The sequence below is a fragment of the Bacillus sp. FSL R5-0654 genome, assembly GCF_038008745.1.
GTDB lineage: Bacteria > Bacillota > Bacilli > Bacillales > Bacillaceae > Bacillus > Bacillus safensis.
This window is the reverse complement of sequence record NZ_JBBOZV010000001.1, coordinates 916,205-940,635: the sequence shown is the minus strand read 5'-3', so window position 1 is coordinate 940,635 and position 24,431 is coordinate 916,205. Positions and strand designations below refer to the sequence as shown.

Annotated in this window: 19 protein-coding genes, 16 tRNA genes and 3 rRNA genes; 9 read left to right on the top strand and 29 right to left on the bottom strand. The window is 43.1% G+C overall.

Going from position 1 to position 24,431, the window contains the following annotated elements; genetic code table 11:
- Window positions 1-178 precede the first annotated feature (178 nt).
- Window positions 179-1,474 carry a homocysteine synthase gene (locus tag NSS76_RS04580; RefSeq protein WP_024425342.1) on the top strand — a complete coding sequence of 432 codons (1,296 nt, stop codon included), beginning with the start codon at window positions 179-181 and terminating at the stop codon, window positions 1,472-1,474.
- 41 nt (window positions 1,475-1,515) lie between these two features.
- On the opposite strand, the gene lepB is transcribed toward NSS76_RS04580, so the two are convergent.
- Entirely contained in the window at window positions 1,516-2,082 is a 567-nt protein-coding gene (gene lepB, locus NSS76_RS04575) for a signal peptidase I (protein ID WP_024425343.1), read from the bottom strand.
- Between the two features lie 155 nt (window positions 2,083-2,237).
- Window positions 2,238-4,181, bottom strand: coding sequence for an LTA synthase family protein (locus tag NSS76_RS04570; RefSeq protein ID WP_024427404.1), 1,944 nt, complete (start codon window positions 4,179-4,181; stop codon window positions 2,238-2,240).
- Window positions 4,182-4,722: 541 nt separating this feature from the next.
- On the opposite strand from NSS76_RS04570, the gene NSS76_RS04565 reads away from it, so the two are divergent.
- From NSS76_RS04565 to NSS76_RS04545, 5 genes are all read left to right on the top strand, one after another.
- The gene (locus tag NSS76_RS04565; RefSeq protein ID WP_341080971.1) at window positions 4,723-5,526 is read left to right on the top strand and encodes a DUF2262 domain-containing protein; all 804 of its coding nucleotides are present in this window, start codon (window positions 4,723-4,725) and stop codon (window positions 5,524-5,526) included.
- A gap of 18 nt (window positions 5,527-5,544) precedes the next feature.
- Complete coding sequence (locus NSS76_RS04560) at window positions 5,545-6,234, top strand: DUF1963 domain-containing protein (RefSeq protein ID WP_341080968.1); 690 nt, start codon at window positions 5,545-5,547, stop codon at window positions 6,232-6,234.
- Between the two features lie 65 nt (window positions 6,235-6,299).
- A complete protein-coding gene (locus NSS76_RS04555) occupies window positions 6,300-6,569 on the top strand; it encodes a hypothetical protein (protein ID WP_111927036.1) in 270 nt (89 codons plus the stop codon).
- A gap of 140 nt (window positions 6,570-6,709) precedes the next feature.
- The gene (locus tag NSS76_RS04550; protein WP_041109825.1) at window positions 6,710-6,907 is read left to right on the top strand and encodes a hypothetical protein; all 198 of its coding nucleotides are present in this window, start codon (window positions 6,710-6,712) and stop codon (window positions 6,905-6,907) included.
- A 62-nt stretch (window positions 6,908-6,969) separates the two neighbouring features.
- Complete coding sequence (locus NSS76_RS04545) at window positions 6,970-7,515, top strand: histidine phosphatase family protein (protein WP_341080962.1); 546 nt, start codon at window positions 6,970-6,972, stop codon at window positions 7,513-7,515.
- A gap of 30 nt (window positions 7,516-7,545) precedes the next feature.
- Here the strand turns inward: NSS76_RS04545 and NSS76_RS04540 are convergent, their stop codons facing one another.
- The 23 genes from NSS76_RS04540 to NSS76_RS04430 all read right to left on the bottom strand — a co-directional run bounded on the left by NSS76_RS04540 (window position 7,546) and on the right by NSS76_RS04430 (window position 17,884).
- Window positions 7,546-8,250: a hypothetical protein gene (locus NSS76_RS04540; protein WP_341080960.1), complete on the bottom strand. Its 705-nt coding sequence runs from the start codon at window positions 8,248-8,250 to the stop codon at window positions 7,546-7,548.
- Between the two features lie 16 nt (window positions 8,251-8,266).
- Window positions 8,267-9,061, bottom strand: a complete 795-nt coding sequence (locus NSS76_RS04535) for a phosphotransferase (protein WP_044335930.1) — start codon at window positions 9,059-9,061, stop codon at window positions 8,267-8,269.
- A gap of 421 nt (window positions 9,062-9,482) precedes the next feature.
- Window positions 9,483-9,908, bottom strand: coding sequence for a hypothetical protein (locus NSS76_RS04530; protein WP_044335991.1), 426 nt, complete (start codon window positions 9,906-9,908; stop codon window positions 9,483-9,485).
- Window positions 9,909-10,322: 414 nt separating this feature from the next.
- Window positions 10,323-10,404: transfer RNA gene (locus NSS76_RS04525), tRNA-Leu, on the bottom strand.
- A gap of 37 nt (window positions 10,405-10,441) precedes the next feature.
- Window positions 10,442-10,530 (bottom strand) — tRNA-Leu (locus NSS76_RS04520).
- A 14-nt stretch (window positions 10,531-10,544) separates the two neighbouring features.
- Window positions 10,545-10,615 (bottom strand) — tRNA-Cys (locus NSS76_RS04515).
- Between the two features lie 5 nt (window positions 10,616-10,620).
- Window positions 10,621-10,695, bottom strand: a tRNA-Gly gene (locus tag NSS76_RS04510).
- Window positions 10,696-10,702: 7 nt separating this feature from the next.
- Window positions 10,703-10,774, bottom strand: a tRNA-Gln gene (locus NSS76_RS04505).
- Window positions 10,775-10,783: 9 nt separating this feature from the next.
- Window positions 10,784-10,859: transfer RNA gene (locus NSS76_RS04500), tRNA-His, on the bottom strand.
- 29 nt (window positions 10,860-10,888) lie between these two features.
- Window positions 10,889-10,962, bottom strand: a tRNA-Trp gene (locus tag NSS76_RS04495).
- Window positions 10,963-10,976: 14 nt separating this feature from the next.
- Window positions 10,977-11,061, bottom strand: a tRNA-Tyr gene (locus NSS76_RS04490).
- Window positions 11,062-11,076: 15 nt separating this feature from the next.
- A tRNA-Thr gene (locus NSS76_RS04485) sits at window positions 11,077-11,149 on the bottom strand.
- Between the two features lie 6 nt (window positions 11,150-11,155).
- A tRNA-Phe gene (locus NSS76_RS04480) sits at window positions 11,156-11,231 on the bottom strand.
- 18 nt (window positions 11,232-11,249) lie between these two features.
- Window positions 11,250-11,326: transfer RNA gene (locus NSS76_RS04475), tRNA-Asp, on the bottom strand.
- Window positions 11,327-11,330: 4 nt separating this feature from the next.
- Window positions 11,331-11,407 (bottom strand) — tRNA-Met (locus NSS76_RS04470).
- Between the two features lie 15 nt (window positions 11,408-11,422).
- Window positions 11,423-11,498, bottom strand: a tRNA-Val gene (locus NSS76_RS04465).
- 33 nt (window positions 11,499-11,531) lie between these two features.
- Window positions 11,532-11,606, bottom strand: a tRNA-Glu gene (locus NSS76_RS04460).
- Between the two features lie 17 nt (window positions 11,607-11,623).
- Window positions 11,624-11,714, bottom strand: a tRNA-Ser gene (locus tag NSS76_RS04455).
- 4 nt (window positions 11,715-11,718) lie between these two features.
- Window positions 11,719-11,793: transfer RNA gene (locus tag NSS76_RS04450), tRNA-Asn, on the bottom strand.
- Between the two features lie 9 nt (window positions 11,794-11,802).
- Window positions 11,803-11,918: ribosomal RNA gene (rrf, locus tag NSS76_RS04445) — 5S ribosomal RNA — on the bottom strand.
- Between the two features lie 109 nt (window positions 11,919-12,027).
- A 23S ribosomal RNA gene (locus NSS76_RS04440) occupies window positions 12,028-14,958 on the bottom strand.
- Between the two features lie 182 nt (window positions 14,959-15,140).
- Window positions 15,141-16,689 (bottom strand): 16S ribosomal RNA (locus tag NSS76_RS04435).
- Together the 16S, 23S and 5S rRNA genes with 16 tRNA genes alongside form the textbook arrangement of a ribosomal RNA operon.
- Before the next feature lie 316 nt (window positions 16,690-17,005).
- Complete coding sequence (locus NSS76_RS04430) at window positions 17,006-17,884, bottom strand: nucleotidyltransferase-like protein (RefSeq protein ID WP_024425790.1); 879 nt, start codon at window positions 17,882-17,884, stop codon at window positions 17,006-17,008.
- Between the two features lie 189 nt (window positions 17,885-18,073).
- Here NSS76_RS04430 and NSS76_RS04425 point away from each other — a divergent pair, with 189 nt between their 5' ends.
- Window positions 18,074-18,421, top strand: a complete 348-nt coding sequence (locus tag NSS76_RS04425; RefSeq protein ID WP_024425201.1) for a YgzB family protein — start codon at window positions 18,074-18,076, stop codon at window positions 18,419-18,421.
- 35 nt (window positions 18,422-18,456) lie between these two features.
- Here the strand turns inward: NSS76_RS04425 and perR are convergent, their stop codons facing one another.
- Both perR and bcp read right to left on the bottom strand, forming a co-directional pair.
- A complete protein-coding gene (perR, locus tag NSS76_RS04420; protein ID WP_012009347.1) occupies window positions 18,457-18,894 on the bottom strand; it encodes a peroxide-responsive transcriptional repressor PerR in 438 nt (145 codons plus the stop codon).
- 157 nt (window positions 18,895-19,051) lie between these two features.
- Entirely contained in the window at window positions 19,052-19,519 is a 468-nt protein-coding gene (gene bcp / locus NSS76_RS04415) for a thioredoxin-dependent thiol peroxidase (protein ID WP_024425791.1), read from the bottom strand.
- Window positions 19,520-19,648: 129 nt separating this feature from the next.
- Between bcp and NSS76_RS04410 the strand changes: the two genes are divergently transcribed.
- Both NSS76_RS04410 and NSS76_RS04405 read left to right on the top strand, forming a co-directional pair.
- Entirely contained in the window at window positions 19,649-20,944 is a 1,296-nt protein-coding gene (locus tag NSS76_RS04410; protein ID WP_024425792.1) for a glutamate-1-semialdehyde 2,1-aminomutase, read from the top strand.
- Between the two features lie 247 nt (window positions 20,945-21,191).
- Window positions 21,192-22,265 (top strand): FUSC family protein, encoded by a 1,074-nt coding sequence (locus NSS76_RS04405; RefSeq protein ID WP_024425203.1) that lies wholly within the window; start codon window positions 21,192-21,194, stop codon window positions 22,263-22,265.
- Window positions 22,266-22,493: 228 nt separating this feature from the next.
- On the opposite strand, the gene NSS76_RS04400 is transcribed toward NSS76_RS04405, so the two are convergent.
- Window positions 22,494-23,390 carry an ABC transporter permease gene (locus NSS76_RS04400; RefSeq protein ID WP_073204415.1) on the bottom strand — a complete coding sequence of 299 codons (897 nt, stop codon included), beginning with the start codon at window positions 23,388-23,390 and terminating at the stop codon, window positions 22,494-22,496.
- Window positions 23,391-23,407: 17 nt separating this feature from the next.
- On the bottom strand, window positions 23,408-24,409 hold the full coding sequence (locus NSS76_RS04395; protein ID WP_024425205.1) for an ABC transporter permease: 1,002 nt from the start codon (window positions 24,407-24,409) through the stop codon (window positions 23,408-23,410).
- Window positions 24,410-24,431 lie beyond the last annotated feature (22 nt).

Genomic DNA, 24,431 nt, shown 5'->3' with positions numbered 1-24,431 from the left:
TGTTCGTGTTTTCAGTATGCTCATGTTAATACACACTATTCCTACCTGTCAACTATATTTATTGTTTTTTCAGATTTATCTAAAAAATGATTGACCGAGCAGAGAACAAGATTTATAGTCTTATTAAATATTTCTTATCAAAACAGTTGGTTTTATCTAACAAAAGGAGGATACACACATGTCAGAAGAACGTCCATTTCGTTTAGAAACAAAAGCCATTCACGCAGGTCAGGAACTTGATTCAGCGACCTATTCAAGAGCCGTTCCTATTTACCAAACAAGCTCCTTTGGTTTTAGAGATAGTGAGCATGCAGCGAATTTATTCGGTCTTCAGGAACCGGGAAATATTTATTCACGTATTATGAATCCTACAAATGACGTATTTGAAAAGCGTATCGCTGAGCTTGAAGGTGGAATTGGTGCACTTGCTGTTTCTTCTGGGCAAGCAGCGACGACTTATTCTATTTTAAACATTGCAGGAGCCGGAGATGAAATCGTTTCCTCAAGCAGTCTTTATGGCGGCACCTACAATTTATTTGCCCATACACTCAAAAAACTTGGAATTACAGTAAAATTCGTCGATTCATCCAACCTTGAAGAACTCGAAGCGGCGATCACAGACAAAACAAAGGCAGTGTATGCAGAGAGCATTGGAAATCCAAAAGGCGACATTTTACATATTGAAGCCATCTCAGCCATTGCACACAAGCATCATATCCCGCTTATTGTGGACAATACGCTCGCCAGCCCTTATTTATTAAGACCTATCGAGTTTGGTGCAGACATTGTCGTCCACTCAGCAACCAAATTTATTGGCGGTCACGGTACATCAATTGGCGGTGTCATCGTTGATAGCGGCCGATTCCCTTGGGCTGACAGCGATAAGTTCAAAGGACTGACTGAACCAGATCCAAGCTATCACGGTCTGACATATACAGAAGCGATTGGAGAAGCGGCTTATATCACAAAAGCACGAGTACAGCTCTTACGTGATTTAGGGGCAGCTCTGTCGCCATTCAACTCATTTTTACTTCTGCAAGGCTTAGAAACATTACATCTTCGTCTTGAGCGGCATAGTGAAAATGCCTTGAAAACAGCACAATTCTTACAGGATCACCCTCTTGTCGATTGGGTAAGCTATCCAGGTCTTGAAAGTCACGAATCCTATGAGCTTGCTCAAACCTATTTACCAAAAGGACAAGGCGCAATCCTCACATTCGGTATTAAAGGTGGACGCGAAGCAGGTAAAAGGCTCATTGATTCTGTGAAGCTTTTCTCCCATCTCGCAAACGTGGGCGATTCTAAATCCCTCATTATTCACCCTGCCAGCACAACGCATCAGCAATTAAGCGAAGCAGAACAAAAAGCGACAGGTGTCACACCAGAGCTCATTCGTTTATCTGTTGGAACAGAAGCGATTGAAGATATTCTTGCAGATCTTGAACAGGCGATTACAAAAAGTCAGTCTGAATGACATAGAAAAAAGCACACGGCTGTGTGCTTTTTTATTGTTTATTAATGATTGAGTAGTCGAATGTCTTGGAAAGGATAAAATACAAATGAGGTAGTTCCTTGAATATCACGCTTTGTAAAAAGACCTAAGCCGTTGCGGCTGTCCATTGAATTTTGGCGATTGTCCCCCATGACAAAGTACTTTCCTTTTGGAACAGTCAGAGGGCCAAAATCAGGTGTCAGCAAAGTGCCATCTGCCGCTGCTTTCTTTTTGTTTGATGCTAAGTAAGGCTCCGCCACTTTTTTTCCATTAACATATAGCTGATCATTTTTCATTTCAATTTTATCACCAGGTAAACCAATCAAGCGTTTGACATAATGCGTGCTGCGGTCTTCCCCATCAAGAACAATGATCTGTCCCCGTTTATAATCACCGAAATAATCAACCGTTTTATTCACAAACACCCGCTCTGTATCATGTAATGTCGGATACATGGAAGATCCTTTGACAATGTATGGCGCGAATAAAAAGTTCCGAATGATAAAAACAGCAATAAATGCGATTAAGATGGCTTTGATCCAGCCCCATAATTCTGATTTCTTTTTTTGTGTTTTTGTATTTGTTGTCATAAGCTCCTCCTGAATTCCCCAAGGACGAAATGTGTGTCACCAGCTGCCAGCCGGCGTCACGCTTGTTTCTCCCTAAATATAAACATATTTTGCCAACAAATCAAGCGAAGAGAGAGAAAAAGGCAAGCACCTTTCTGTGCTTGCCCAAAACTCAGTTAGTTAGCAGAAGAATCCGCTTCTTTTTCTTTGTTTGCTTTACCATAGAAATAATCCGATGGATTCACTGGTTTGAAATCAGATAACTTATGGAATCGAAGAAGATCCCTATAGAGCACTTTATCTGAAAGACTTAACTGATTATCAACACGGGCTTTAATCGCCTCTGTCTTTTTATTTTGTTTCACCACTTTACCCGTTTTCGTATCATAAACGGTATTATCGACAAGTGTGTATTTCGGTGTCACATAGTTTCCATTACGGAAGGCAACAGTCTCATCATGCTTTTTAGAGAATAAGTCTGTTCCAAAATTCACGAATTCATTTGAATCGATACCTTGTAAGTGAAGAAGTGTTGGCATAACGTCGACTTCACCACCATACGTATGGTTCACGCCGCCCTTCTTACCAGGAATACGAATCATGAGCGGAACACGCTGGTTTTGTGCATTTTGATAAGGAGTGATTTCTTTCCCTTGAATTTCACTCATTGCACGGTTATGGTTCTCAGAAATACCGTTATGGTCACCATATAATAAAATGACTGAGTCTTTATACATACCTGATTTTTTCAAGTCTTTGAAGAATTGCTCTAATGACTCATCTAAATATCTTGCTGTTTGGAAATAGTTATCGACTGTTTTATCGCCAGTTGTTGCCTTAGCGATTGTCGCATCTTTTTCATCTAAATTAAATGGATAGTGATTTGTCAGTGTCATTAAATGTGCATAAAATGGCTTTTTCATTGATTCTAGCATTGGAATTGATTCTTTGAAGAACGGTTTATCCTTCAGACCCATATTCACAAGGTTTTCTTCATCCATGTTGTAATAGGAAGCATCAAAGAATTGATCAATTCCCATATGTTTATAAATCGTGTCACGGTTCCAGAAAGATTTATAGTCCCCATGAAGTACTGCACTCGTATAGCCTGCTTTTTGATCTAGGATGGCAGGTAGTGATTGGAAGGTATTTTCACCCTTTGTCACAAATGCTGCTCCCTCTGGCAAGCCAAACATACTATTATCCATCATCAGCTCAGCATCTGATGTCTTCCCTTGACCTGTCTGATGGAAGAAGTTATCGAAATACGTAAAGTCGTCTTTCCCATGAGCCAGTTTGTTTAAGAATGGAGTCACTTCTTCTCCATTTAATTTGTAGTCAATTAAGAAAGACTGGAAGCTTTCTAAATGAATTTTAATAATGTTTTTGCCTTTTGCTTTACCAAAATACTCTGCATTTGGCTTCGCATAGTGAGAGGACGTATAGTTCACAACATCCGTTAAATCTTCACTGCTTGCATTGGCTACCTGTGTTGCGTTTTGTGCTGCTTGTACCCCATCATAAATCGTATAGTTATAAACACCTAAGTATTTGACAACATACTTATGATCAAAGGTTCTCGTTAATAATTCTGGACGATCCTTTTCAGCCAAATGAAGGTTTACAAAGAACAGTCCAATACCTGCAGCTACAATCAGCAGTGCAAACGTCTTTTTCATTTGGAACTTCTTCACTTCTGGTCTCCAAATGACAATCGCAATCAAAATGATAATATCAAGGAAGTATAAAAGGTCATGCGGCTTAATGCTTGCTAGCACACCGCCAGTCATGCCTCCCCCAAGATTTCCTGCCTGCTTCATTGTTGAGAAAGTCAAAAAGTCATCAAAGAAACGGTAATACGCTACATTTGCATATAAAAGTGCGGTCATAATAAAATCAATAACAATTAAAACAATGGCAGATTTACGCCCCTTCAAAAAGAGAGCAAGTCCAAAAAACACGATGGCTGAACTAAATGGATTCAATAAGAGAAGCCCCTCTTGAAAAGAACCTTTTACTCCTAAATTAAAGTCCATTTTGTAGGCTGTGTACGATTTAGCCCAGAATAAAAGGACAGCCAAAACAAAAAAGCTATATTTGTTTGCAAATATTTTTTTCATAAAACCTCTTCTTTCTTATCATCGTTCTGATATAAATGAAATCATAAAAAATTTACATTCATTTTGCAAATGTAAATCTTCTTCGCCAAGCATGCCGATGCTCTGTCTCCGCCGGATACATGCGCTCCTTTAATATAACGAATGAGAAGCATCATAAGTTTCAAAAAAAATACGAGTAAATAAAAGGAAAAATATCCATTTACATTAAATTTACGCACACTTCATGTTTTAGTGGATGAAGAAGGTTTTGTAAATCACTCAGTATTACTTTACTTTTTTCATCTATTCGTGTCAAAGTAATTATAAAGAAAAGGAAGAATCACCTAGGCTTTCCGACTCATTTACCCAAATTTATACAAAATTCGATCCATGCTTCTTTTATTGTGACTCAACCTCCATTAATCCATGTATCTCCCTAAAAAAACAGTTTAAAACAAAAAAAGCTTGATTTCCCCTACTGATGTGCGGTGTGATAAAGAGGTAGAACTTGATCACAACACTTATATGTTCATGACAAAAAAATCAGGCTGGAGGACATCACATGAAGATTAACAAACAAATCAACACTTTTGAAGAGAGATTTTCAGAAGATGTAGTCACTATCATTGCTGTTACAGGACCTTCTGGCGTAGGGGCAGGAAAAGCAGGCCAGGAACCTCTTTGGACCGCTTCTATTCCACTGATTGCTTGGAAAGAAAACGGTCATATCATAACCGAAAATGTAAGACTTTGCTGGTTAACAGATGACGAGGGATTAAGGGAAAAACAGGCACAATTACATAAAGAATCAATCGTTACACTTCAGGTTCGAAAAGGCGAAGGTGAATTCATGCTTGTATCTTTGATCAATACAGATACACAGGATCAAGCGCTTCAAGAAATTTTAGAAGAAGCCCAAAAGCCTGTGTATTATCATGATGACATACTTGGCACCTTTGAGTTAGTAAAAGGACTAGACTTATTTGAAAAAACGATCCAATGGAGCAATGAAGAGTGCCTTCTCTACTTCAACCTCGAAGAAGATGAAAAAATAAAGGACTCTCTTCGAACAGCAAACCAACTTATGCAAGAGCAAGCCAAATGGGATTCTTCTATTAAATCATTTGCCGCGAATCAGCTGATAGATCTAGCAAAGGATTGGCAGGAACAAGACGAATCAGCTGAAAAGCAAGAAGAACTCACACTGAATCAATTTATGAGCCGTATTTCACTTGAAAGCCTGCATGTTTACCCTGAGGGAGAGTTTGAAGTCTACTATCATGACGGTGATTTATTTTGGGGTCATGTCATTATTGTTACAGGAAATATAAATGGCACATTTCATGATGCACACATTGCAGGCTAAAGGCTGGAGGAATAACCCATGGAAATCAAAGCTTTTCAAGAATTAAATCTAATCGGGAAAAAGCCAGCCATCGCCAAAATTGGCGGCTTCCGTCCTGATCCAGCTGTACACAGCTGGTTTGCCGGCCATTTTTTCATCGATCCTCATCAAGGCTGGCCGACAGATCAAGATGGGGCCATGATTCCGATTTTACAAATTTATTTACCAGAAGTGCCAGGAGGAATAAACGGCTTCAATGAATGTAAGCTGATTCAAATTTTTCTTAATCAGAAAACACTTCCGATTGATATCACCAAAAACGGTGAAGGCTGGAAGCTCATTGAATATGCATCAATCGAAGGTTTAGAAGTAGCTGAAACTCCTGAAGAAGTGAGAGGGCTCAAAGCCTTTCAAATCCAATGGAACGAAAGTGAGCAAAGGGACTTCCCTTGCTGGGAAGAAGCATGGTCATATGTGGATCTAACAGAAGTAAACGAAAGTGAAGAAGCGACAAACCACTTCTTTGATCAATACACAAATTATTCGTTCACAAAAATCGGTGGATATGGGGCGTATATTCAATCCCCGCCCCATCAACAACAAGGCGAATTCATGCTGCAAATCGCCTCAGAAGAAAAACCTCGTTTCATGATTGGTGATAACGGCACGATGTATTTCTATTATGACAAAGAATCAAAAGAATGGTTTATGCACTGGGATTGTTTTTAACGTTTATTGAATGAAACCTCGCCTTCTCCTAAGCGTAATGAATAACAATGAAAGGAGGAAGCAAAATGGGATTCATTTTAGACATCTTTTCACTTGCTGTGTATATCCCTTTTCTACAAGTGGATGAAGAGGATATCTCGAGGAACGCAGCACATCTCAAAAAATATTACTGGTTTCAAACACTATTACATGATCAAACTTGCAGAGAGCTCATCATTTATGATCCCGATGTTCGACGTGTCATAGGCAGGTTTAAAACGGAGAAACTCCATAAGAAGCGCTACAACTTAAGATGCAAACGTAAATTACTGCAAGCATTACAACGCGCAATGTAAACTGACAACAAGAGCCGCACTTTCCTGTGGCTCTTGTTATCAATTGAATCGTTCCTTTTGAAGAAAACATTTGACGCCTGGACAACTCTCCCCGTATATTATGTATAAATCCATCTTTTTCAAAGAAAAGGGGGCCTCACATGCGCTTGTTTAAGAACTGGAGAAAAAAGCAGCCTGCACAGCAAATCACTTCAGAAAAGCAAGAAGACAGCATCCCAATCAATTTCTCCACACTTCCCTTTGGCACAGACACCGTCGATGATTTTTTGTTCAACCTAGACCTGACCTCCAAGCTCACAGATCCCTATAAAGAAACAGATACGAACAAGCTTACCTAGATCTTCGTAAATCCTCATCCAATACTGGATGATTTTTTTATACTCAATGAAAGGTGTATCCAATGAAAACTTATTATATCGTCAGACACTGCCAAGCAGATGGACAATCTAAAGATGCAGCTTTAACACCACAAGGCATCACTCAATCTCATGAACTGGCACAGTTTTTTTCCAGCATTCATCTCAATCAAATTATCTCAAGTCCTTATAAACGAGCGATCCAAACTATTGAGCCTCTTGCTCATGCAAAACAACTCGAGATAAAAATCGATCAGCGCCTCTCTGAACGTGTATTAAGCAGCAAACCAATAGACAATTGGCATGAGAAACTAAAGCTCAGTTTTACAGACTTACATATGACCTGTGAAGGCGGAGAATCGAGCCAAGAAGCCATGAATCGTATTGTAGAAGCACTCCACGAACAAATAAAATTAGAAACAGATCATACCCTATTCGTCACACATGGCAATATCATGAGCCTGCTTCTTAAACACGCCGATCCAACACTTGGATTCGAGGAGTGGAAGAAACTAAGCAATCCAGATGTCTATATCCTGAGATATTTTAGTCCAGATCATATAGAAATAGAACGAATATGGCATAAATAAACGGCAGAATGAACTCTGCCGTTTTCTCATCTATTGCTGATAATAAAAGGACTCTACCCACTCATACGGTTTCTTACGCTCCGCACACCATTTCATAAAGCCCCTTGTCTCCGTCTGCTGAAACGTCATCCAGTCCGTTAAAAGCTCGTCATAATAGACAGCTTGTTTTTGAACATTCGTACGAGTTCTTTGATCTTGAATCAGCATCATAACACGTTCAATCCCTTGAATTCGCTCTTGGTCTTTCTCATAGGTGCTTAAATAAAGATCTTCATGTATATGATGAAACGAATACCATAAAGCCGATAAATAGGTTTCGCAAATTTGAACAATGACACGCTGCTCACTGCTGCCTCCAAACTCTAGCGCTTTCAATAAATAGGGCAGCCCTTCTCCCTGATGTACAAACAAGCCCTGCCAGCGATATGGTCTCACATCCATTGGGTCAACCTTCTCCCACTCTTGCAGAACAGGCTGAATCACCCCAATTATCAATGGATACACAAGCAAATGATGACCATCCTCAAACCGTTCAATCTTCTCAAACAGCCAAGCAACAAATAAACGCTGTACTTCAAAATCGTTCTCTTTCATCTCTTCAATAAAGGCCTGAAGAACTTTTAGCGCATCTTTACGCAGGCCCTGTTCTTTTTTCACACAGTACTGTCTAAAAAGAGGATAATCATGTGATCCCTCGTCTTCAATCATGGTCTGTAATATCGTATTCTTTTGCAATAACAACGCCGCCTCTTTACATCCAATCTTTTCTATGTTCATGAATGAATTGAATGTCTTTTTGATAATGCTCAAGATGCCCCTCATGAATCATGTTTTGAAAAGCGATATCCCCTTCACTCGCTTTTCGTTTCATGTACTGACATAACCTTTTTAAACGCAACAGCACCATATACAAATAATCTTCTGCTATTTCCTCACCATAAGATTCAAAAAACAGTTTCACTCTATGCTTTATCTGGTCTGCATGTTCTAATGAAGAATATTTCACGATCTCTCCTGTTTCAGTGCGAAAAAACCTACTGATAGGTACACATGTATACAGAGTATATGCGATATCCCAAAGCCTTGGACCAGGAGCAGCTACATCAAAATCAATAATTCCTACTGGTTTTTCATTATTGAAAATGATGTTGTACATTGCAAAATCATTATGGCAAACAACCTCTAAGTTGTTAGGCGTATTGTCCATTCGTTCCCAATCGTCTGAAATGGGAAAATCACAAACAGCATCATGATACAGTCTAAGCATTCTCGCTATTTCTTTTAAGGCATGGTGAGAGCACATGTATTCTTTTAAAGGATCATGACCGGCTACGCCTTCAATGAAGGACAATATCTCTCTACCTTGTTCATCAACCCCTAAAAACTTTGGAGCATAGGAGAAATTCTTTTTTTCTAAATGCTTTAGCAGCTTTTGTATATTGATATTGTCTGACTTTACTTCTCGACGAACCGTATCTCCCGAACGATATACGTTTGAGACATTTCCACCTGTCAATAACTCCTCATGATCATTTTGTTTTTTCATAAATTCTCCCCTTAAACTGGGTCACCATGTTGATGTCAGCTAAAGATGTGTATGTACCCACAAATATTCATTTAGTTACTCAAAGGTAGTACACTGTTTTATGTGAATGTGCTGCCCCATTTTGTTTCCTTACATGGTTAAATGTATCTTATCAAATGTTGCAAATCATCTAAAGATTATTCTGCCAAAAGAAGTACATACTCATTATTTTCTAATAGGTTCCTATTTTTTATCTAAATAACTCATTTAAACCACAAAAAAACGTTTTACCACGAGGGTGAAACGTTAGGTTCATGGTAAAACCAATCATGAAACTTTTAATAGATACCGGTGGCCGGGGTCGAACCTGCACTCCGTGATAAATTATTCCAAAAAGGCAAGGTATACCCTCTTAAAGTAAAGCCCCTGTTAATGAAAAGAATTAAAGCTCTTCCTGATATATTTCTGATTTTATCGGCTTTAAATTCAAAGGTATTTTAAACTCATGAATACTTTCAATATGATTAAAAAAATGCTCGATATCGTCATAATCCATTGACCATTCTTCTACCACCTTTAACTTTTTTAACTCGCTTGTTGGTTTAAATAAAAATTCACAGTGTAGTTGTTCCATGTGAGAATAATCATCTTTTTCATAAACTGTAAACTGACGTACAAAGTCAAAATGAAATAGTTCCTCTCCTGTAAAATCATAGACACCACACTGAAATAAAATTTCTTTATCTTCTTCGCCCTCAACTGTCTCCTTTGAAAAAGCCTTAAATGTTTCCCAAACCTTTTTTATATCATCGGTATCTTCACCAATGCTATCTTTAAAATAACGTTCAGCATTTTTAACCGTAATCATTACAACACCTCTTATGTACAATTTATATCCAATCCTTCTTCAATTATCCTGCCTCTTTAGTTTAATCATAAGGTAACCATCAATAAAGTAAAAATAATCTCCTTAATATGTTCCTCTGTCATATCGTAAGGCTTTAATTCAGCAATACTTATTCCTTTTGCTGTTAGGGAATTAAGAAACGCCTTAAAAATTTATTACTCACAGTCCTAAACAAATAATTCAATAGCTTCCCGATTGCCATTTAGCTAGGCCCCTTTCAGCAGTGAACACGATTTGAAGTAATTTTATTGTGTGAAAAATCAACTAAAAAACAAATAAAAAACGCCCTCCTACAATTTGTAGAAAGACGTTTTAAACGTTGATATTCCTTAATTCTTCTGTGATTGACGATAATAAAGAATATTTAAAACTAGATACCGGTGGCCGGGGTCGAACCGGCACTCCGTGAGGAACACGATTTTGAGTCGTGCGCGTCTGCCAATTCCGCCACACCGGCATGATCATTAAAGAGCGCATCTTATATTAAAAAACAATGGTGCCGAGGGCCGGACTTGAACCGGCACGGTAGTCACCTACCGCAGGATTTTAAGTCCTGTGTGTCTGCCAATTCCACCACCCCGGCAGTCTTTTCAAAAAAGGCGACACCCGGATTTGAACCGGGGATAAAGGTTTTGCAGACCTCTGCCTTACCACTTGGCTATGCCGCCATTATTGGAGCGGAAGACGGGATTCGAACCCGCGACCCCCACCTTGGCAAGGTGGTGTTCTACCACTGAACTACTTCCGCATATCAACTGGGCTAGCTGGATTCGAACCAACGCATGACGGAGTCAAAGTCCGTTGCCTTACCGCTTGGCTATAGCCCAATAATAAAATGGGGCGATTGATGGGAATCGAACCCACGAGTGCCAGAGCCACAATCTGGTGCGTTAACCACTTCGCCACAACCGCCATAGATGTAATGAATTATAAAATATAATTGGCAGGGGCAGTAGGAATCGAACCCACACCGGAGGTTTTGGAGACCTCTGTTCTACCGTTAAACTATGCCCCTATGAAAACAAAAAATGGTGGAGGGGGGCGGATTCGAACCGCCGAACCCGGAGGGAGCGGATTTACAGTCCGCCGCGTTTAGCCACTTCGCTACCCCTCCACTTTTGAAAAACAGTGCCGGCAAGAGGACTTGAACCCCCAACCTACTGATTACAAGTCAGTTGCTCTACCAGTTGAGCTACACCGGCAAATAGTGGTGGCTCGGGACGGAATCGAACCGCCGACACACGGATTTTCAGTCCGTTGCTCTACCAACTGAGCTACCGAGCCAAGTATTCTTTTGAAAAATGGCGGTCCGGACGGGACTCGAACCCGCGACCTCCTGCGTGACAGGCAGGCATTCTAACCAACTGAACTACCGGACCATTTTGGTTGCGGGGGCAGGATTTGAACCTGCGACCTTCGGGTTATGAGCCCGACGAGCTACCGAACTGCTCCACCCCGCGACGATATAAAAGATATGGTGGAGGATGACGGGCTCGAACCGCCGACCCTCTGCTTGTAAGGCAGATGCTCTCCCAGCTGAGCTAATCCTCCGAATAAAAAATGCTGGTGTGTATTCTATAAAAATGGTGACCCGTACGGGATTCGAACCCGTGTTACCGCCGTGAAAGGGCGGTGTCTTAACCGCTTGACCAACGGGCCCTTTATTATGTAAATTGTGGCGGAGAGCAAGGGATTCGAACCCTTGAGACGGGGTTACCGCCTACACGATTTCCAATCGTGCTCCTTCGGCCACTCGGACAGCTCTCCAAATTGGCTCCGCAGGTAGGATTCGAACCTACGACCGATCGGTTAACAGCCGATAGCTCTACCACTGAGCTACTGCGGAATGAAGAAAGCCTGGCGATGTCCTACTCTCACAGGGGGAAACCCCCAACTACCATCGGCGCTGAAGAGCTTAACTTCCGTGTTCGGTATGGGAACGGGTGTGACCTCTTCGCCATCATCACCAGACAATTTAGTGACAAAAGATATTATACTATGTATTGAAAATAAATCAAGAGATATTTTAAAAATGTTCTCTCAAAACTAGATAACAATGTTCATGCTTCACATTAGAATATAGGTTAAGTCCTCGATCTATTAGTATCTGTCAGCTCCACGTGTCACCACGCTTCCACCTCAGACCTATCAACCTGATCATCTTTCAGGGATCTTACTTCCTTGCGGAATGGGAAATCTCATCTTGAGGGGGGCTTCATGCTTAGATGCTTTCAGCACTTATCCCGTCCGCACATAGCTACCCAGCGATGCCCTTGGCAGAACAACTGGTACACCAGCGGTGCGTCCATCCCGGTCCTCTCGTACTAAGGACAGCTCCTCTCAAATTTCCTGCGCCCGCGACGGATAGGGACCGAACTGTCTCACGACGTTCTGAACCCAGCTCGCGTACCGCTTTAATGGGCGAACAGCCCAACCCTTGGGACCGACTACAGCCCCAGGATGCGATGAGCCGACATCGAGGTGCCAAACCTCCCCGTCGATGTGGACTCTTGGGGGAGATAAGCCTGTTATCCCCGGGGTAGCTTTTATCCGTTGAGCGATGGCCCTTCCATGCGGAACCACCGGATCACTAAGCCCGACTTTCGTCCCTGCTCGACTTGTAGGTCTCGCAGTCAAGCTCCCTTGTGCCTTTACACTCTGCGAATGATTTCCAACCATTCTGAGGGAACCTTTGGGCGCCTCCGTTACATTTTAGGAGGCGACCGCCCCAGTCAAACTGCCCACCTGACACTGTCTCCCTGCCCGATAAGGGCAGCGGGTTAGAAGGTCAATACAGCCAGGGTAGTATCCCACCGATGCCTCCACCGAAGCTAGCGCTCCGGTTTCCAAGGCTCCTACCTATCCTGTACAAGCTGTACCAACATTCAATATCAGGCTGCAGTAAAGCTCCACGGGGTCTTTCCGTCCTGTCGCGGGTAACCTGCATCTTCACAGGTACTATAATTTCACCGAGTCTCTCGTTGAGACAGTGCCCAGATCGTTGCGCCTTTCGTGCGGGTCGGAACTTACCCGACAAGGAATTTCGCTACCTTAGGACCGTTATAGTTACGGCCGCCGTTTACTGGGGCTTCAATTCGCACCTTCGCTTACGCTAAGCGCTCCTCTTAACCTTCCAGCACCGGGCAGGCGTCAGCCCCTATACTTCGCCTTACGGCTTCGCAGAGACCTGTGTTTTTGCTAAACAGTCGCCTGGGCCTATTCACTGCGGCTTCTCGGGGCTTTAACACCCTAAGAAGCACCCCTTCTCCCGAAGTTACGGGGTCATTTTGCCGAGTTCCTTAACGAGAGTTCTCTCGATCACCTTAGGATTCTCTCCTCGCCTACCTGTGTCGGTTTGCGGTACGGGCACCTCTCACCTCGCTAGAGGCTTTTCTTGGCAGTGTGGAATCAGGAACTTCGCTACTAAATTTCGCTCGCCATCACAGCTCAGCCTTTACGGGAAACGGATTTGCCTATTTCCCAGCCTAACTGCTTGGACGCGGATATCCAATACCGCGCTTGCCCTATCCTCCTGCGTCCCCCCATTGCTCAAATGGTGAGGAGGTGGTACAGGAATATCAACCTGTTGTCCATCGCCTACGCCTTTCGGCCTCGGCTTAGGTCCCGACTAACCCTGAGCGGACGAGCCTTCCTCAGGAAACCTTAGGCATTCGGTGGACGGGATTCTCACCCGTCTTTCGCTACTCATACCGGCATTCTCACTTCTAAGCGCTCCACCAGTCCTTCCGGTCTGGCTTCACAGCCCTTAGAACGCTCTCCTACCACTGTTCGTAAGAACAGTCCGCAGCTTCGGTGATACGTTTAGCCCCGGTACATTTTCGGCGCAGAGTCACTCGACCAGTGAGCTATTACGCACTCTTTAAATGGTGGCTGCTTCTAAGCCAACATCCTGGTTGTCTAAGCAACTCCACATCCTTTTCCACTTAACGTATACTTTGGGACCTTAGCTGGCGGTCTGGGCTGTTTCCCTTTCGACTACGGATCTTATCACTCGCAGTCTGACTCCCAAGGATAAGTCATCGGCATTCGGAGTTTGACTGAATTCGGTAACCCGGTAGGGGCCCCTAGTCCAATCAGTGCTCTACCTCCGAGACTCTTACCTTGAGGCTAGCCCTAAAGCTATTTCGGAGAGAACCAGCTATCTCCAGGTTCGATTGGCATTTCACCCCTACCCACACCTCATCCCCGCACTTTTCAACGTGCGTGGGTTCGGGCCTCCATTCAGTGTTACCTGAACTTCACCCTGGACATGGGTAGATCACCTGGTTTCGGGTCTACGACCACGTACTCATGCGCCCTATTCAGACTCGCTTTCGCTGCGGCTCCGCATCTTCTGCTTAACCTTGCACGGGATCGTAACTCGCCGGTTCATTCTACAAAAGGCACGCCATCACCCGTTAACGGGCTCTGACTACTTGTAGGCACACGGTTTCAGGATCTATTTCACTCCCCTTCCGGGGTGCTTTTCACCTTTCCCTCACGGTACTGGTTCACTATCGGTCACTAGGGAGTATTTAGCCTTGGGAGATGGTCCTCCCGGATTCCGACGGAATTTCACGTGTTCCGCCGTACTCAGGATCCACTCTGGAGAGAATAACATTTCAGTTACAGGGCTGTTACCTTCTTTGGCGGGCCTTTCCAGACCTCTTCGCTTATATCATTCCTTTGTAACTCCGTATAGAGTGTCCTACAACCCCAAGAGGCAAGCCTCTTGGTTTGGGCTGTTCCCGTTTCGCTCGCCGCTACTCAGGGAATCGCATTTGCTTTCTCTTCCTCCGGGTACTTAGATGTTTCAGTTCCCCGGGTATGCCTTCTCATACTCTATGTATTCAAGTATGGATACTACTCCATTACGAGCAGTGGGTTTCCCCATTCGGAAATCTCCGGATCAAAGCTTGCTTACAGCTCCCCGAAGCATATCGGTGTTCGTCCCGTCCTTCATCGGCTCCTAGTGCCAAGGCATCCACCGTGCGCCCTTTCTAACTTAACCATTTCTTACTTTAGAAAGAATCACTATGTGTGATGAACTTTGCATTGCATTCAATGTGAATGTATTACTTATTGTTATCTAGTTTTCAAAGAACAATCCTGTCTCGCTAGAGACATGTTTTGAAGGAATGATCCTTCAAAACTAAACAAGACGAAAACGTACGCTGCTCCATATATCCTTAGAAAGGAGGTGATCCAGCCGCACCTTCCGATACGGCTACCTTGTTACGACTTCACCCCAATCATCTGCCCCACCTTCGGCGGCTGGCTCCATAAAGGTTACCTCACCGACTTCGGGTGTTGCAAACTCTCGTGGTGTGACGGGCGGTGTGTACAAGGCCCGGGAACGTATTCACCGCGGCATGCTGATCCGCGATTACTAGCGATTCCAGCTTCACGCAGTCGAGTTGCAGACTGCGATCCGAACTGAGAACAGATTTATGGGATTGGCTAAACCTTGCGGTCTTGCAGCCCTTTGTTCTGTCCATTGTAGCACGTGTGTAGCCCAGGTCATAAGGGGCATGATGATTTGACGTCATCCCCACCTTCCTCCGGTTTGTCACCGGCAGTCACCTTAGAGTGCCCAACTGAATGCTGGCAACTAAGATCAAGGGTTGCGCTCGTTGCGGGACTTAACCCAACATCTCACGACACGAGCTGACGACAACCATGCACCACCTGTCACTCTGTCCCCGAAGGGAAAGCCCTATCTCTAGGGTTGTCAGAGGATGTCAAGACCTGGTAAGGTTCTTCGCGTTGCTTCGAATTAAACCACATGCTCCACCGCTTGTGCGGGCCCCCGTCAATTCCTTTGAGTTTCAGTCTTGCGACCGTACTCCCCAGGCGGAGTGCTTAATGCGTTAGCTGCAGCACTAAGGGGCGGAAACCCCCTAACACTTAGCACTCATCGTTTACGGCGTGGACTACCAGGGTATCTAATCCTGTTCGCTCCCCACGCTTTCGCTCCTCAGCGTCAGTTACAGACCAGAGAGTCGCCTTCGCCACTGGTGTTCCTCCACATCTCTACGCATTTCACCGCTACACGTGGAATTCCACTCTCCTCTTCTGCACTCAAGTTTCCCAGTTTCCAATGACCCTCCCCGGTTGAGCCGGGGGCTTTCACATCAGACTTAAGAAACCGCCTGCGAGCCCTTTACGCCCAATAATTCCGGACAACGCTTGCCACCTACGTATTACCGCGGCTGCTGGCACGTAGTTAGCCGTGGCTTTCTGGTTAGGTACCGTCAAGGTGCGAGCAGTTACTCTCGCACTTGTTCTTCCCTAACAACAGAGCTTTACGATCCGAAAACCTTCATCACTCACGCGGCGTTGCTCCGTCAGACTTTCGTCCATTGCGGAAGATTCCCTACTGCTGCCTCCCGTAGGAGTCTGGGCCGTGTCTCAGTCCCAGTGTGGCCGATCACCCTCTCAGGTCGGCTACGCATCGTCGCCTTGGTGAGCCATTACCCCACCAACTAGCTAATGCGCCGCGGGTCCATCTGTAAGTGACAGCCGAAACCGTCTTTCATCCTTGAACCATGCGGTTCAAGGAACTATCCGGTATTAGCTCCGGTTTCCCGGAGTTATCCCAGTCTTACAGGCAGGTTACCCACGTGTTACTCACCCGTCCGCCGCTAACATCCGGGAGCAAGCTCCCTTCTGTCCGCTCGACTTGCATGTATTAGGCACGCCGCCAGCGTTCGTCCTGAGCCAGGATCAAACTCTCCGAGGTATGCAGGATGCATATCACACATGCGTTGCTACACGATGTAGCGAACTTAGCATGTGATCACTTCCTGCCTCGCCAGTTTGACTGACTACCTATGAAGTATCATAGGATTTTTTTATAAAAACTCGAATTAACAGGTACGTTTTGTCTTGTTTAGTTTTCAAAGATCATCTTCGTTATCGCTCAGAGGCGACTTTCTTAATATAACATTTGAGCACCGTGTGCGTCAAGCGTTTTTTAGAATTTCTTTTTGTCAGCTTTTCTTTCAAAGCAACTCAGTTGCTCGTTAGCGACGTTTAATAATATACCATCATAATATTCATGCGTCAATATCTTTTTTCACAAAATATCCTCGATGATAGATTTTTTGTCCCTTTGTCTCAATCGGCTCCACTTGAACAATTCCTTTTTCCACAAAGAAATCAATCATAACGCTAAGGTCAGGCGTGAAATACTTTAGATCAGGGTGTGCAAGAAGCTCACCAAAAAGCCATATATCCTTCTGTTCCATGACATGACGCAAATGAGCGGCACCAATTTCTGCTTTTGAATGGATCAAAAAATCATTTGCTAAAAATAAAAGTTCCAAACGTTTATGCAGGCTTTCATGGCTTTCAATCAGTTCTGAATAAAGTTTGTATACTTCCGGCTCCATATGACGCACTTGGTTCCAAACGGTCACTTCTGGGTGGAAGCCTTTATCAATTACTTCAATACGTGCTAAGTGATGCAGGGCATGCACAATGGAATTATATGCATCAAGGAATTGATTTGACTCAAAAAATGCTTTTCCTTCTATATATCTGCGAATGAGCTTGCCATATTCTAAACCGATTTTGAGTTTGCGGTTTGAAAACGGGAATGTACTTAGTTCATCAATTAAGTTGAAGATATATTCATTTCGATCAAACAGGACTTTGCCATTCAAAATCCAATCGATGATTCGGCGGTTAGTACCGAGGGTAATCCATTCCTTCAGTTGATCATCTGTGACAACATTTAAGGAAGCAGTTTGGTGATCGGATTCATAGTGCTTGATAAATAACGGCTCTTCCGCTTCTTTTACGATGACTAAAAGTGCTGCATCAAAGTTATCCGTCTCAGAAGATACTTTATGTCTTCTTTCTACTATAATCACAGCTAATGTGTCTGGATGGCTTGCTCTCTCTTGATAAATAGGACGGAGAAGATTTTCCATAGTGATTCCTCCAATACTCGGGTGTAAAGTTCTTCTCTAATGCTATGTATTTCTCCTCATAGAATCAAAATTCCTTCAATACATGAAAAAAGATCATTGAATCATTATAAGCAATTTATTCACAAAACTCTATAACTAATTCAAACGGAAAGGTAAAATGTGCTATATTGGAGATAAGGGGGACTAGGGATGGCGAAATACTCCAGTAAGATTAATAAAATCAGAACATTTGCACTTAGTTTGGTTTTTGTTGGCTTTCTGATCATGTATATCGGTGTGTTCTTCAAGGAATCGATCTGGCTGTCGACTTTCTTTATGCTGCTTGGCGTCTTATCGATTGGATTAAGTACAGCCGTTTACTTTTGGATTGGTATGCTTTCTACGAAGGCAGTACGTGTCGTTTGTCCAGGCTGTGAGAAGGAAACAAAAGTGCTTGGGCGGGTGGACATGTGCATGCATTGCAGAGAGCCGCTTACACTTGATCCAGCATTAGAAGGTAAAGAGTTTGATGAATCCTACAATCGAAAAAAGTCATAAAAATAAGCTGACCATTTAAACGGTCAGCTTTTTCATTAATGATTTTCTTTTTTCGCACATTCTTGACAAGTTCCATAGATCTCCAAGCGATGATGACTGACTTTAAAGCCCGTCACATGGGATGCAAGCTGTTCAACTTCATCAAGGCCAGGATAGTGAAAATCTACGATTTTTCCGCAGTTTTCACAAATCGCATGGTAGTGGTCAGATGTCGCAAAATCAAATCGGCTTGAGGAATCACCATACGTTAATTCCTTTACTAATCCAGATTCCCGGAAGACTCGTAAATTGTTGTAAACCGTTGCGACACTCATGTTTGGAAATTTTCCTTCAAGTGCTTTATATATATCGTCCGCGGTTGGGTGAGTCATAGAATTTACGAGAAACTCCAAGATGGCATGGCGCTGCGGAGTAATTCGAACACCGGTTTCTTTTAGAGCATCTAAAGCGTCTTTTAGTTCGTGAGCAGCCATTTCATCATGCACCTCTCTTCAAAAATATTCTTATATTATAATCTTTATAAATAGTGTACCCCCAGAGCCGAAACTTTGTCAATTACAATCCTCTTTTTTACCTATTCTTCTTTACAAAAAAGACCGGCATGACTGCCGATCTCATCCTGTAAGGATATTAAGCGTGAGCTTTCAATTCCTCAAGCGCTTCCTCTACGTGGTCTTTCACCTTTACTTTTCGCCATTCTTTCACAAGCGTGCCTTCTTTATTAATCAGAAACGTTGAACGCTCGATTCCCATATATTCTTTGCCAAAGTTCTTTTTCAGTTTCCATACCCCAAAGGCTTCAGACAATTTCTGTTCATCGTCTACAAGAAGCAGAAACGGCAAATCATGTTTTTCTTTAAACTTTTGGTGCTTGTCCTGACTGTCTGGGCTTACGCCGATAATGACAGCATCTAATTCTGCAAAGCTTTGATGGCGGTCGCGGAAATCACATGCTTCTGTTGTACAGCCTGGTGTCATATCTTTTGGATAGAAATAAAGAACAATATGTTTTCCTTTAAAATCAGAAAGCTTTACTTTCTCCCCGTTGTCACCGGTTAATTCAATGTCAGGTACTTGCTGTCCTACTTCGATTGTCATGACACAATCCCTCCAACCTATTTTTTAATTAGCCTATCCAATTTTGAGAGGATATTCAACTAAGGACGCTTGCATCGGCATGTTAAAATAATGTTAGACGACGTGATACGTTGAGATAGGAGGCTATTTATGAAATTCACAGAATCAGAAAAATTACATCAAGAGGCGCTGGAGCACATTGTTGGAGGTGTCAACAGCCCGTCTCGTTCATATAAGGCAGTAGGCGGCGGTTCACCCGTTGCGATGGAAAGAGGAGAAGGCGCTTATTTTTGGGATGTTGACGGAAACCGCTATATTGACTATCTAGCAGCATACGGTCCAATTATTACAGGACATGCCCACCCGCATATTACAAAAGCCATCACGAAAGCGGCTGAAACAGGTGTCCTTTACGGAACACCAACGAAGCATGAAGTCACTTTTGCTAAAATGCTGAAGGAAGCCATGCCTGCTTTGGACAAAGTTCGTTTTGTCAATTCAGGTACAGAAGCGGTGATGACAACGATTCGCGTGGCTCGCGCATATACAGGCAGAACAAAAATTATTAAGTTTGCCGGATGCTATCACGGCCACTCTGATCTTGTGCTTGTGGCAGCAGGCTCTGGTCCTTCCACTTTAGGAACACCTGATTCTGCGGGCGTACCAAAAAGTATCGCCAACGAAGTCATTACCGTTCCATTTAATGATATTGACAGCTATAAAGAAGCATTAGATCGCTGGGGTGATGAAGTAGCAGCTGTCCTTGTCGAGCCAATTGTCGGGAACTTCGGCATCGTAGAGCCTAAGGACGGTTTCCTGCAGCAGGTCAATGACCTCACACATGAAAAAGGCGCACTGGTGATTTATGATGAAGTCATTACCGCTTTCCGCTTTATGTATGGCGGTGCACAGGACTTGCTTCAAGTAAAACCTGACCTCACTGCATTAGGAAAAATTATTGGCGGAGGACTTCCTATCGGCGCTTACGGCGGTAAAAAAGAAATTATGGAACAAGTTGCCCCGCTTGGACCAGCCTATCAAGCTGGCACAATGGCAGGAAATCCTGCATCCATTCTTTCAGGTATTGCCTGCTTGGAAGTGTTAAAAGAAGACGGTGTTTACGAGCGTCTTGATCAGCTTGGCGCTATGTTAGAAGAAGGGATTTTAGCCCATGCCAAAAAGCATCAAGTAGATATTACAGTGAATCGCTTAAAAGGAGCGCTCACAATTTATTTCACAACAGAAACGATTGTGAACTACGAGCAGGCTGAAAATACGGATGGCGAAATGTTTGCCCGTTTCTTCAAATTAATGCTCGCCCAAGGCATTAACCTCGCTCCTTCTAAATATGAAGCTTGGTTCTTAACGATCGCACATACTGAAAAAGATATTTCTGAGACGCTAAAAGCAGTAGATCATGCATTTGCACAGCTAAAACAATCATAATGAAGTCCAAAACAGGCGTAAAAACATGCGCCTGTTTTTTTATTTACCAACTCTTGTTTGTCAAAAGCGTGCGAATCTGTTACATTTCTTCTCAATACCTTCTTTTGATGTTTTCATGAACTTTCAAAAATCACTTGAATATTTCGGAAGACCGCTGTATATTACTTAGTTGTTTCATCAAAATATGAATGATAAATGACGAGTGATCATCTATTATCGAAAAGAAAGGAATGCAGGGACAAAACCAATGAAACTTGGAGCCCGTATTTTAAAAACTGGTATTGCCATTGTACTCGCGCTTTACCTGGCAACATGGCTTGGGTTGCCAACGCCCGTCTTCGCGGGAATTGCAGCTGTATTTGCTATCCAGCCATCAATTTATCGATCTTTTTTAACCATTGTTGATCAAGTGCAAGCCAATATTATTGGAGCAGCGCTTGCCATTACGTTCGGTCTGCTTTTTGGCACAGGACCAGTCATTATCGGTTTAACCGCCGTCATGGTCATCGCCATTAATTTAAAGCTGAAGATTGAACACACAATTCCAATTGCACTTGTAACCGTCATCGCGATTTTAGAAAGTGCAGGGGATCATTTCCTTTCCTTTGCCTTAATTCGAACAGCTACTGTGGTGTTAGGAGTTCTTTCTTCATTTTTAGTGAATTTAATCTTCCTGCCGCCAAAGTATGAAACAAAGCTTGTTCATCACATTATGGAAAATACGGAGGAGATTTTAAAATGGATCCGTCTGACCTCCAGACAGTCTACTGATCATTCCACTTTAAAGGATGACATCGATCAAATAAAAGAACGCATGATCAAATTAGATCATATTTACTTGTTATACAAAGAGGAACGAAGCTATTTAAAGAAAACCACCTATGTCAAATCAAGAAAGCTTGTTTTGTTCAGGCAGGCCATTATGACTTCAAATCGTGCTCTGTATTTACTGAAAAAGCTTCATAAATTAGAAAATGAGATTCATTTGATGCCAGAGCATTTCAGGGAAAGCTTAACGGATGAAATTGATTATTTACTGTATTGGCATGAGCGCACCTTGATGAAATTCGTCGGAAAAATGAAGCCGCAGGACGATGAATTTCAAAATGAATGCTCTCTTCGCCTTGAGACGTTAACGAAATCATTTATTCAGCATCAGCAAAACCAAGAAAATGACCTGCTCGATTACAACATGCTGAATGTCATGTCCAGCATCATCGAATACCGTGATGAATTAGAACATTTAGATACATTGATTACAAGCTTCCAGACGTATCACCCAAAAGATAGTGAAATCGAGACAGAAGAAAAAGAAGCATAAATAGAAAAGACCGATTCCTAGAATCGGTCTTAAATTGTTGACAAAGAGCTAAAATGATCTTGATTTTAGCTCTTTGTCTTCTTTTCAGCGTGACCTGAAAACCTTTGCAGTCTAGGAAGAACGAGTACCGGAGCGGAGCGAATTGAGTATTCGTGAGCACCGGCACGCAGGACTGACACCGAATGCGAGGGTTTGCCCGCGCGCTGAGACCGATTCTGAGAATCGGTCTTATTTTATTTTCTTCATTTTAGGATCTAGTGTGTCTCTTAATCCATCCCCCATCAGGTTAAAGCCTAAAACAGTCAGCATGATCGCTATTCCTGGGAAGAATAATGTCCAAGGGGCTTGAACGAGATAAGGCCTCGCATCGGCGAGCATTTTCCCCCATTCTGGACTTGGCGCCTGTGCCCCCAATCCTAAAAAGCCTAAAGCGGCTGCCTCAATAATTGCCGTTCCGATCGCTAGCGTTGCCTGTACGATGACCGGCACCATACTATTTGGCAGGATGTGGCGCAGAACGATGCGGCGGTGTGACATCCCCACCGCCTTTGCTGCCAGCACGTATTCTTCTTGTTTAATACTCAGCACTTTTGAACGAACGAGCCGTCCAAAGGTTGGGACATTAATAATCGCAATGGCAATAAGGGCATTTTGTAAGGAGGGGCCTAGGATGGAGACAATAGCAATCGCTAATAGAATGCTAGGAAAAGCAAGTAAAATATCAAACAATCTGGAGATCACAGCATCTAACACTCTTCCGCCATAGCCTGCTATCAATCCAAGCAGTGTGCCTAAAATGACAGACCCGAGGACCGAGAAAAAGCCGACCCATAAGGAAATCCGTGCTCCATGCACAACTCTTGAAAATATATCTCTGCCGAAATCATCCGTACCAAACCAGTGTGCAGCTGAAGGGGCACTAAATCGCTCACCGAGTGATTGTTCATTGATTCCATAAGGAGCAATGAGCGGCGCAAAGATCGCTAGGATCAGAAATAAAAAAACAATCACACTACCAATGACCGCCAGCTTATGCTGAAAGAACTGCTTCATTGATTCAAGAATCAATGATTGAGAGCGTTCATCTTTTGGCTGAGGTAGTTCAAGTTCTTTTTGTGCTTCCATATTGTCACTCTCCCTCCCTAATATTTAATCCTTGGATCAATGACCGCATACAAGATGTCCACAATGAAATTGATCAGGACAAATATAAGCGCAACGACGAGAATACCTGTTTGAATGACTGGGTAATCACGATAACTGATGGCGTCATATATATACCGCCCAATTCCCGGCCAAGCAAAAATGGTTTCTGTTAAAATCGCTCCACCAAGCAAGAGTCCTGTCTGAAGACCAATAATCGTCAAGATCGGAATGAGCGCATTTTTCAGGCCATGCTGATAAATGATAAAAAATGAACGTACTCCTTTTGCTTTTGCTGTTCGAATAAAGTCGGAATGAAGCACTTCCAGCATACTTGCCCTTGTAATTCTCGCAATAATCGCAGCAGGAATTGTGGCGAGGGCTGTACTTGGTAAGATCAAATGCTTGATGCTGTCAGCGAATTGATCAAACCGGCCTTGTAAAAGCGTGTCCAGTGTATGAATATACGTAATCGATTCGACTGGATTCCTTACGTCTTCTCGGCCCGTTGTCGGCAAAATACCTAATTCGATCGAGAACAGCCACTGCCCCATTAAGCCTAACCAGAAAATTGGCATGGACACTCCGATGAGTGCAATAAACATCGCGGCATAATCAAAGAAGGAATGCTTAAACCAAGCACTAATGATTCCGGCATTCACTCCCACGACAATCGCCAGCACCATGGCAAAAAAGGTCAATTCTAACGTCGCAAATAAGTAAGGCTTCATTTCCTGGGCAATAGCCGCTCCTGTTCGAATGGAAGTCCCTAAATCCCCTTTTAAAAGGCCAAGCATATAATGACCGTATTGAACGTACCATGGCTGATCTAAACCGAGCTGGATCGTTAATTGTTCTACAGCCTCTTTCGTTGCCCGCTGTCCTAAGATGACCTGCGCTGGATTTCCAGGTATAAAACGAATAATTGAAAACACGACCAATGTCATTCCGATCAGTACTGGGATGAGCATTCCTGCCCGCTTCATACAATAAGCAAACAAACAGCTTTCACCGCCTTTATCT

Coding starts and splice junctions, on each gene's coding strand:
- NSS76_RS04535 (WP_044335930.1), bottom strand. CDS start 9,061: ATGAAAAAACAAAATGATCATGAGGAGTTATTGACAGGTGGAAATGTC.
- NSS76_RS04545 (WP_341080962.1), top strand. CDS start 6,970: ATGAAAACTTATTATATCGTCAGACACTGCCAAGCAGATGGACAATCT.
- bcp (WP_024425791.1), bottom strand. CDS start 19,519: ATGACAATCGAAGTAGGACAGCAAGTACCTGACATTGAATTAACCGGT.
- NSS76_RS04425 (WP_024425201.1), top strand. CDS start 18,074: ATGGCGAAATACTCCAGTAAGATTAATAAAATCAGAACATTTGCACTT.
- NSS76_RS04530 (WP_044335991.1), bottom strand. CDS start 9,908: ATGATTACGGTTAAAAATGCTGAACGTTATTTTAAAGATAGCATTGGT.
- NSS76_RS04400 (WP_073204415.1), bottom strand. CDS start 23,390: ATGGAAGCACAAAAAGAACTTGAACTACCTCAGCCAAAAGATGAACGC.
- lepB (WP_024425343.1), bottom strand. CDS start 2,082: ATGACAACAAATACAAAAACACAAAAAAAGAAATCAGAATTATGGGGC.
- NSS76_RS04555 (WP_111927036.1), top strand. CDS start 6,300: ATGGGATTCATTTTAGACATCTTTTCACTTGCTGTGTATATCCCTTTT.
- NSS76_RS04580 (WP_024425342.1), top strand. CDS start 179: ATGTCAGAAGAACGTCCATTTCGTTTAGAAACAAAAGCCATTCACGCA.
- NSS76_RS04560 (WP_341080968.1), top strand. CDS start 5,545: ATGGAAATCAAAGCTTTTCAAGAATTAAATCTAATCGGGAAAAAGCCA.
- NSS76_RS04550 (WP_041109825.1), top strand. CDS start 6,710: ATGCGCTTGTTTAAGAACTGGAGAAAAAAGCAGCCTGCACAGCAAATC.
- NSS76_RS04565 (WP_341080971.1), top strand. CDS start 4,723: ATGAAGATTAACAAACAAATCAACACTTTTGAAGAGAGATTTTCAGAA.
- perR (WP_012009347.1), bottom strand. CDS start 18,894: ATGGCTGCTCACGAACTAAAAGACGCTTTAGATGCTCTAAAAGAAACC.
- NSS76_RS04570 (WP_024427404.1), bottom strand. CDS start 4,181: ATGAAAAAAATATTTGCAAACAAATATAGCTTTTTTGTTTTGGCTGTC.
- NSS76_RS04405 (WP_024425203.1), top strand. CDS start 21,192: ATGAAACTTGGAGCCCGTATTTTAAAAACTGGTATTGCCATTGTACTC.
- NSS76_RS04430 (WP_024425790.1), bottom strand. CDS start 17,884: ATGGAAAATCTTCTCCGTCCTATTTATCAAGAGAGAGCAAGCCATCCA.
- NSS76_RS04410 (WP_024425792.1), top strand. CDS start 19,649: ATGAAATTCACAGAATCAGAAAAATTACATCAAGAGGCGCTGGAGCAC.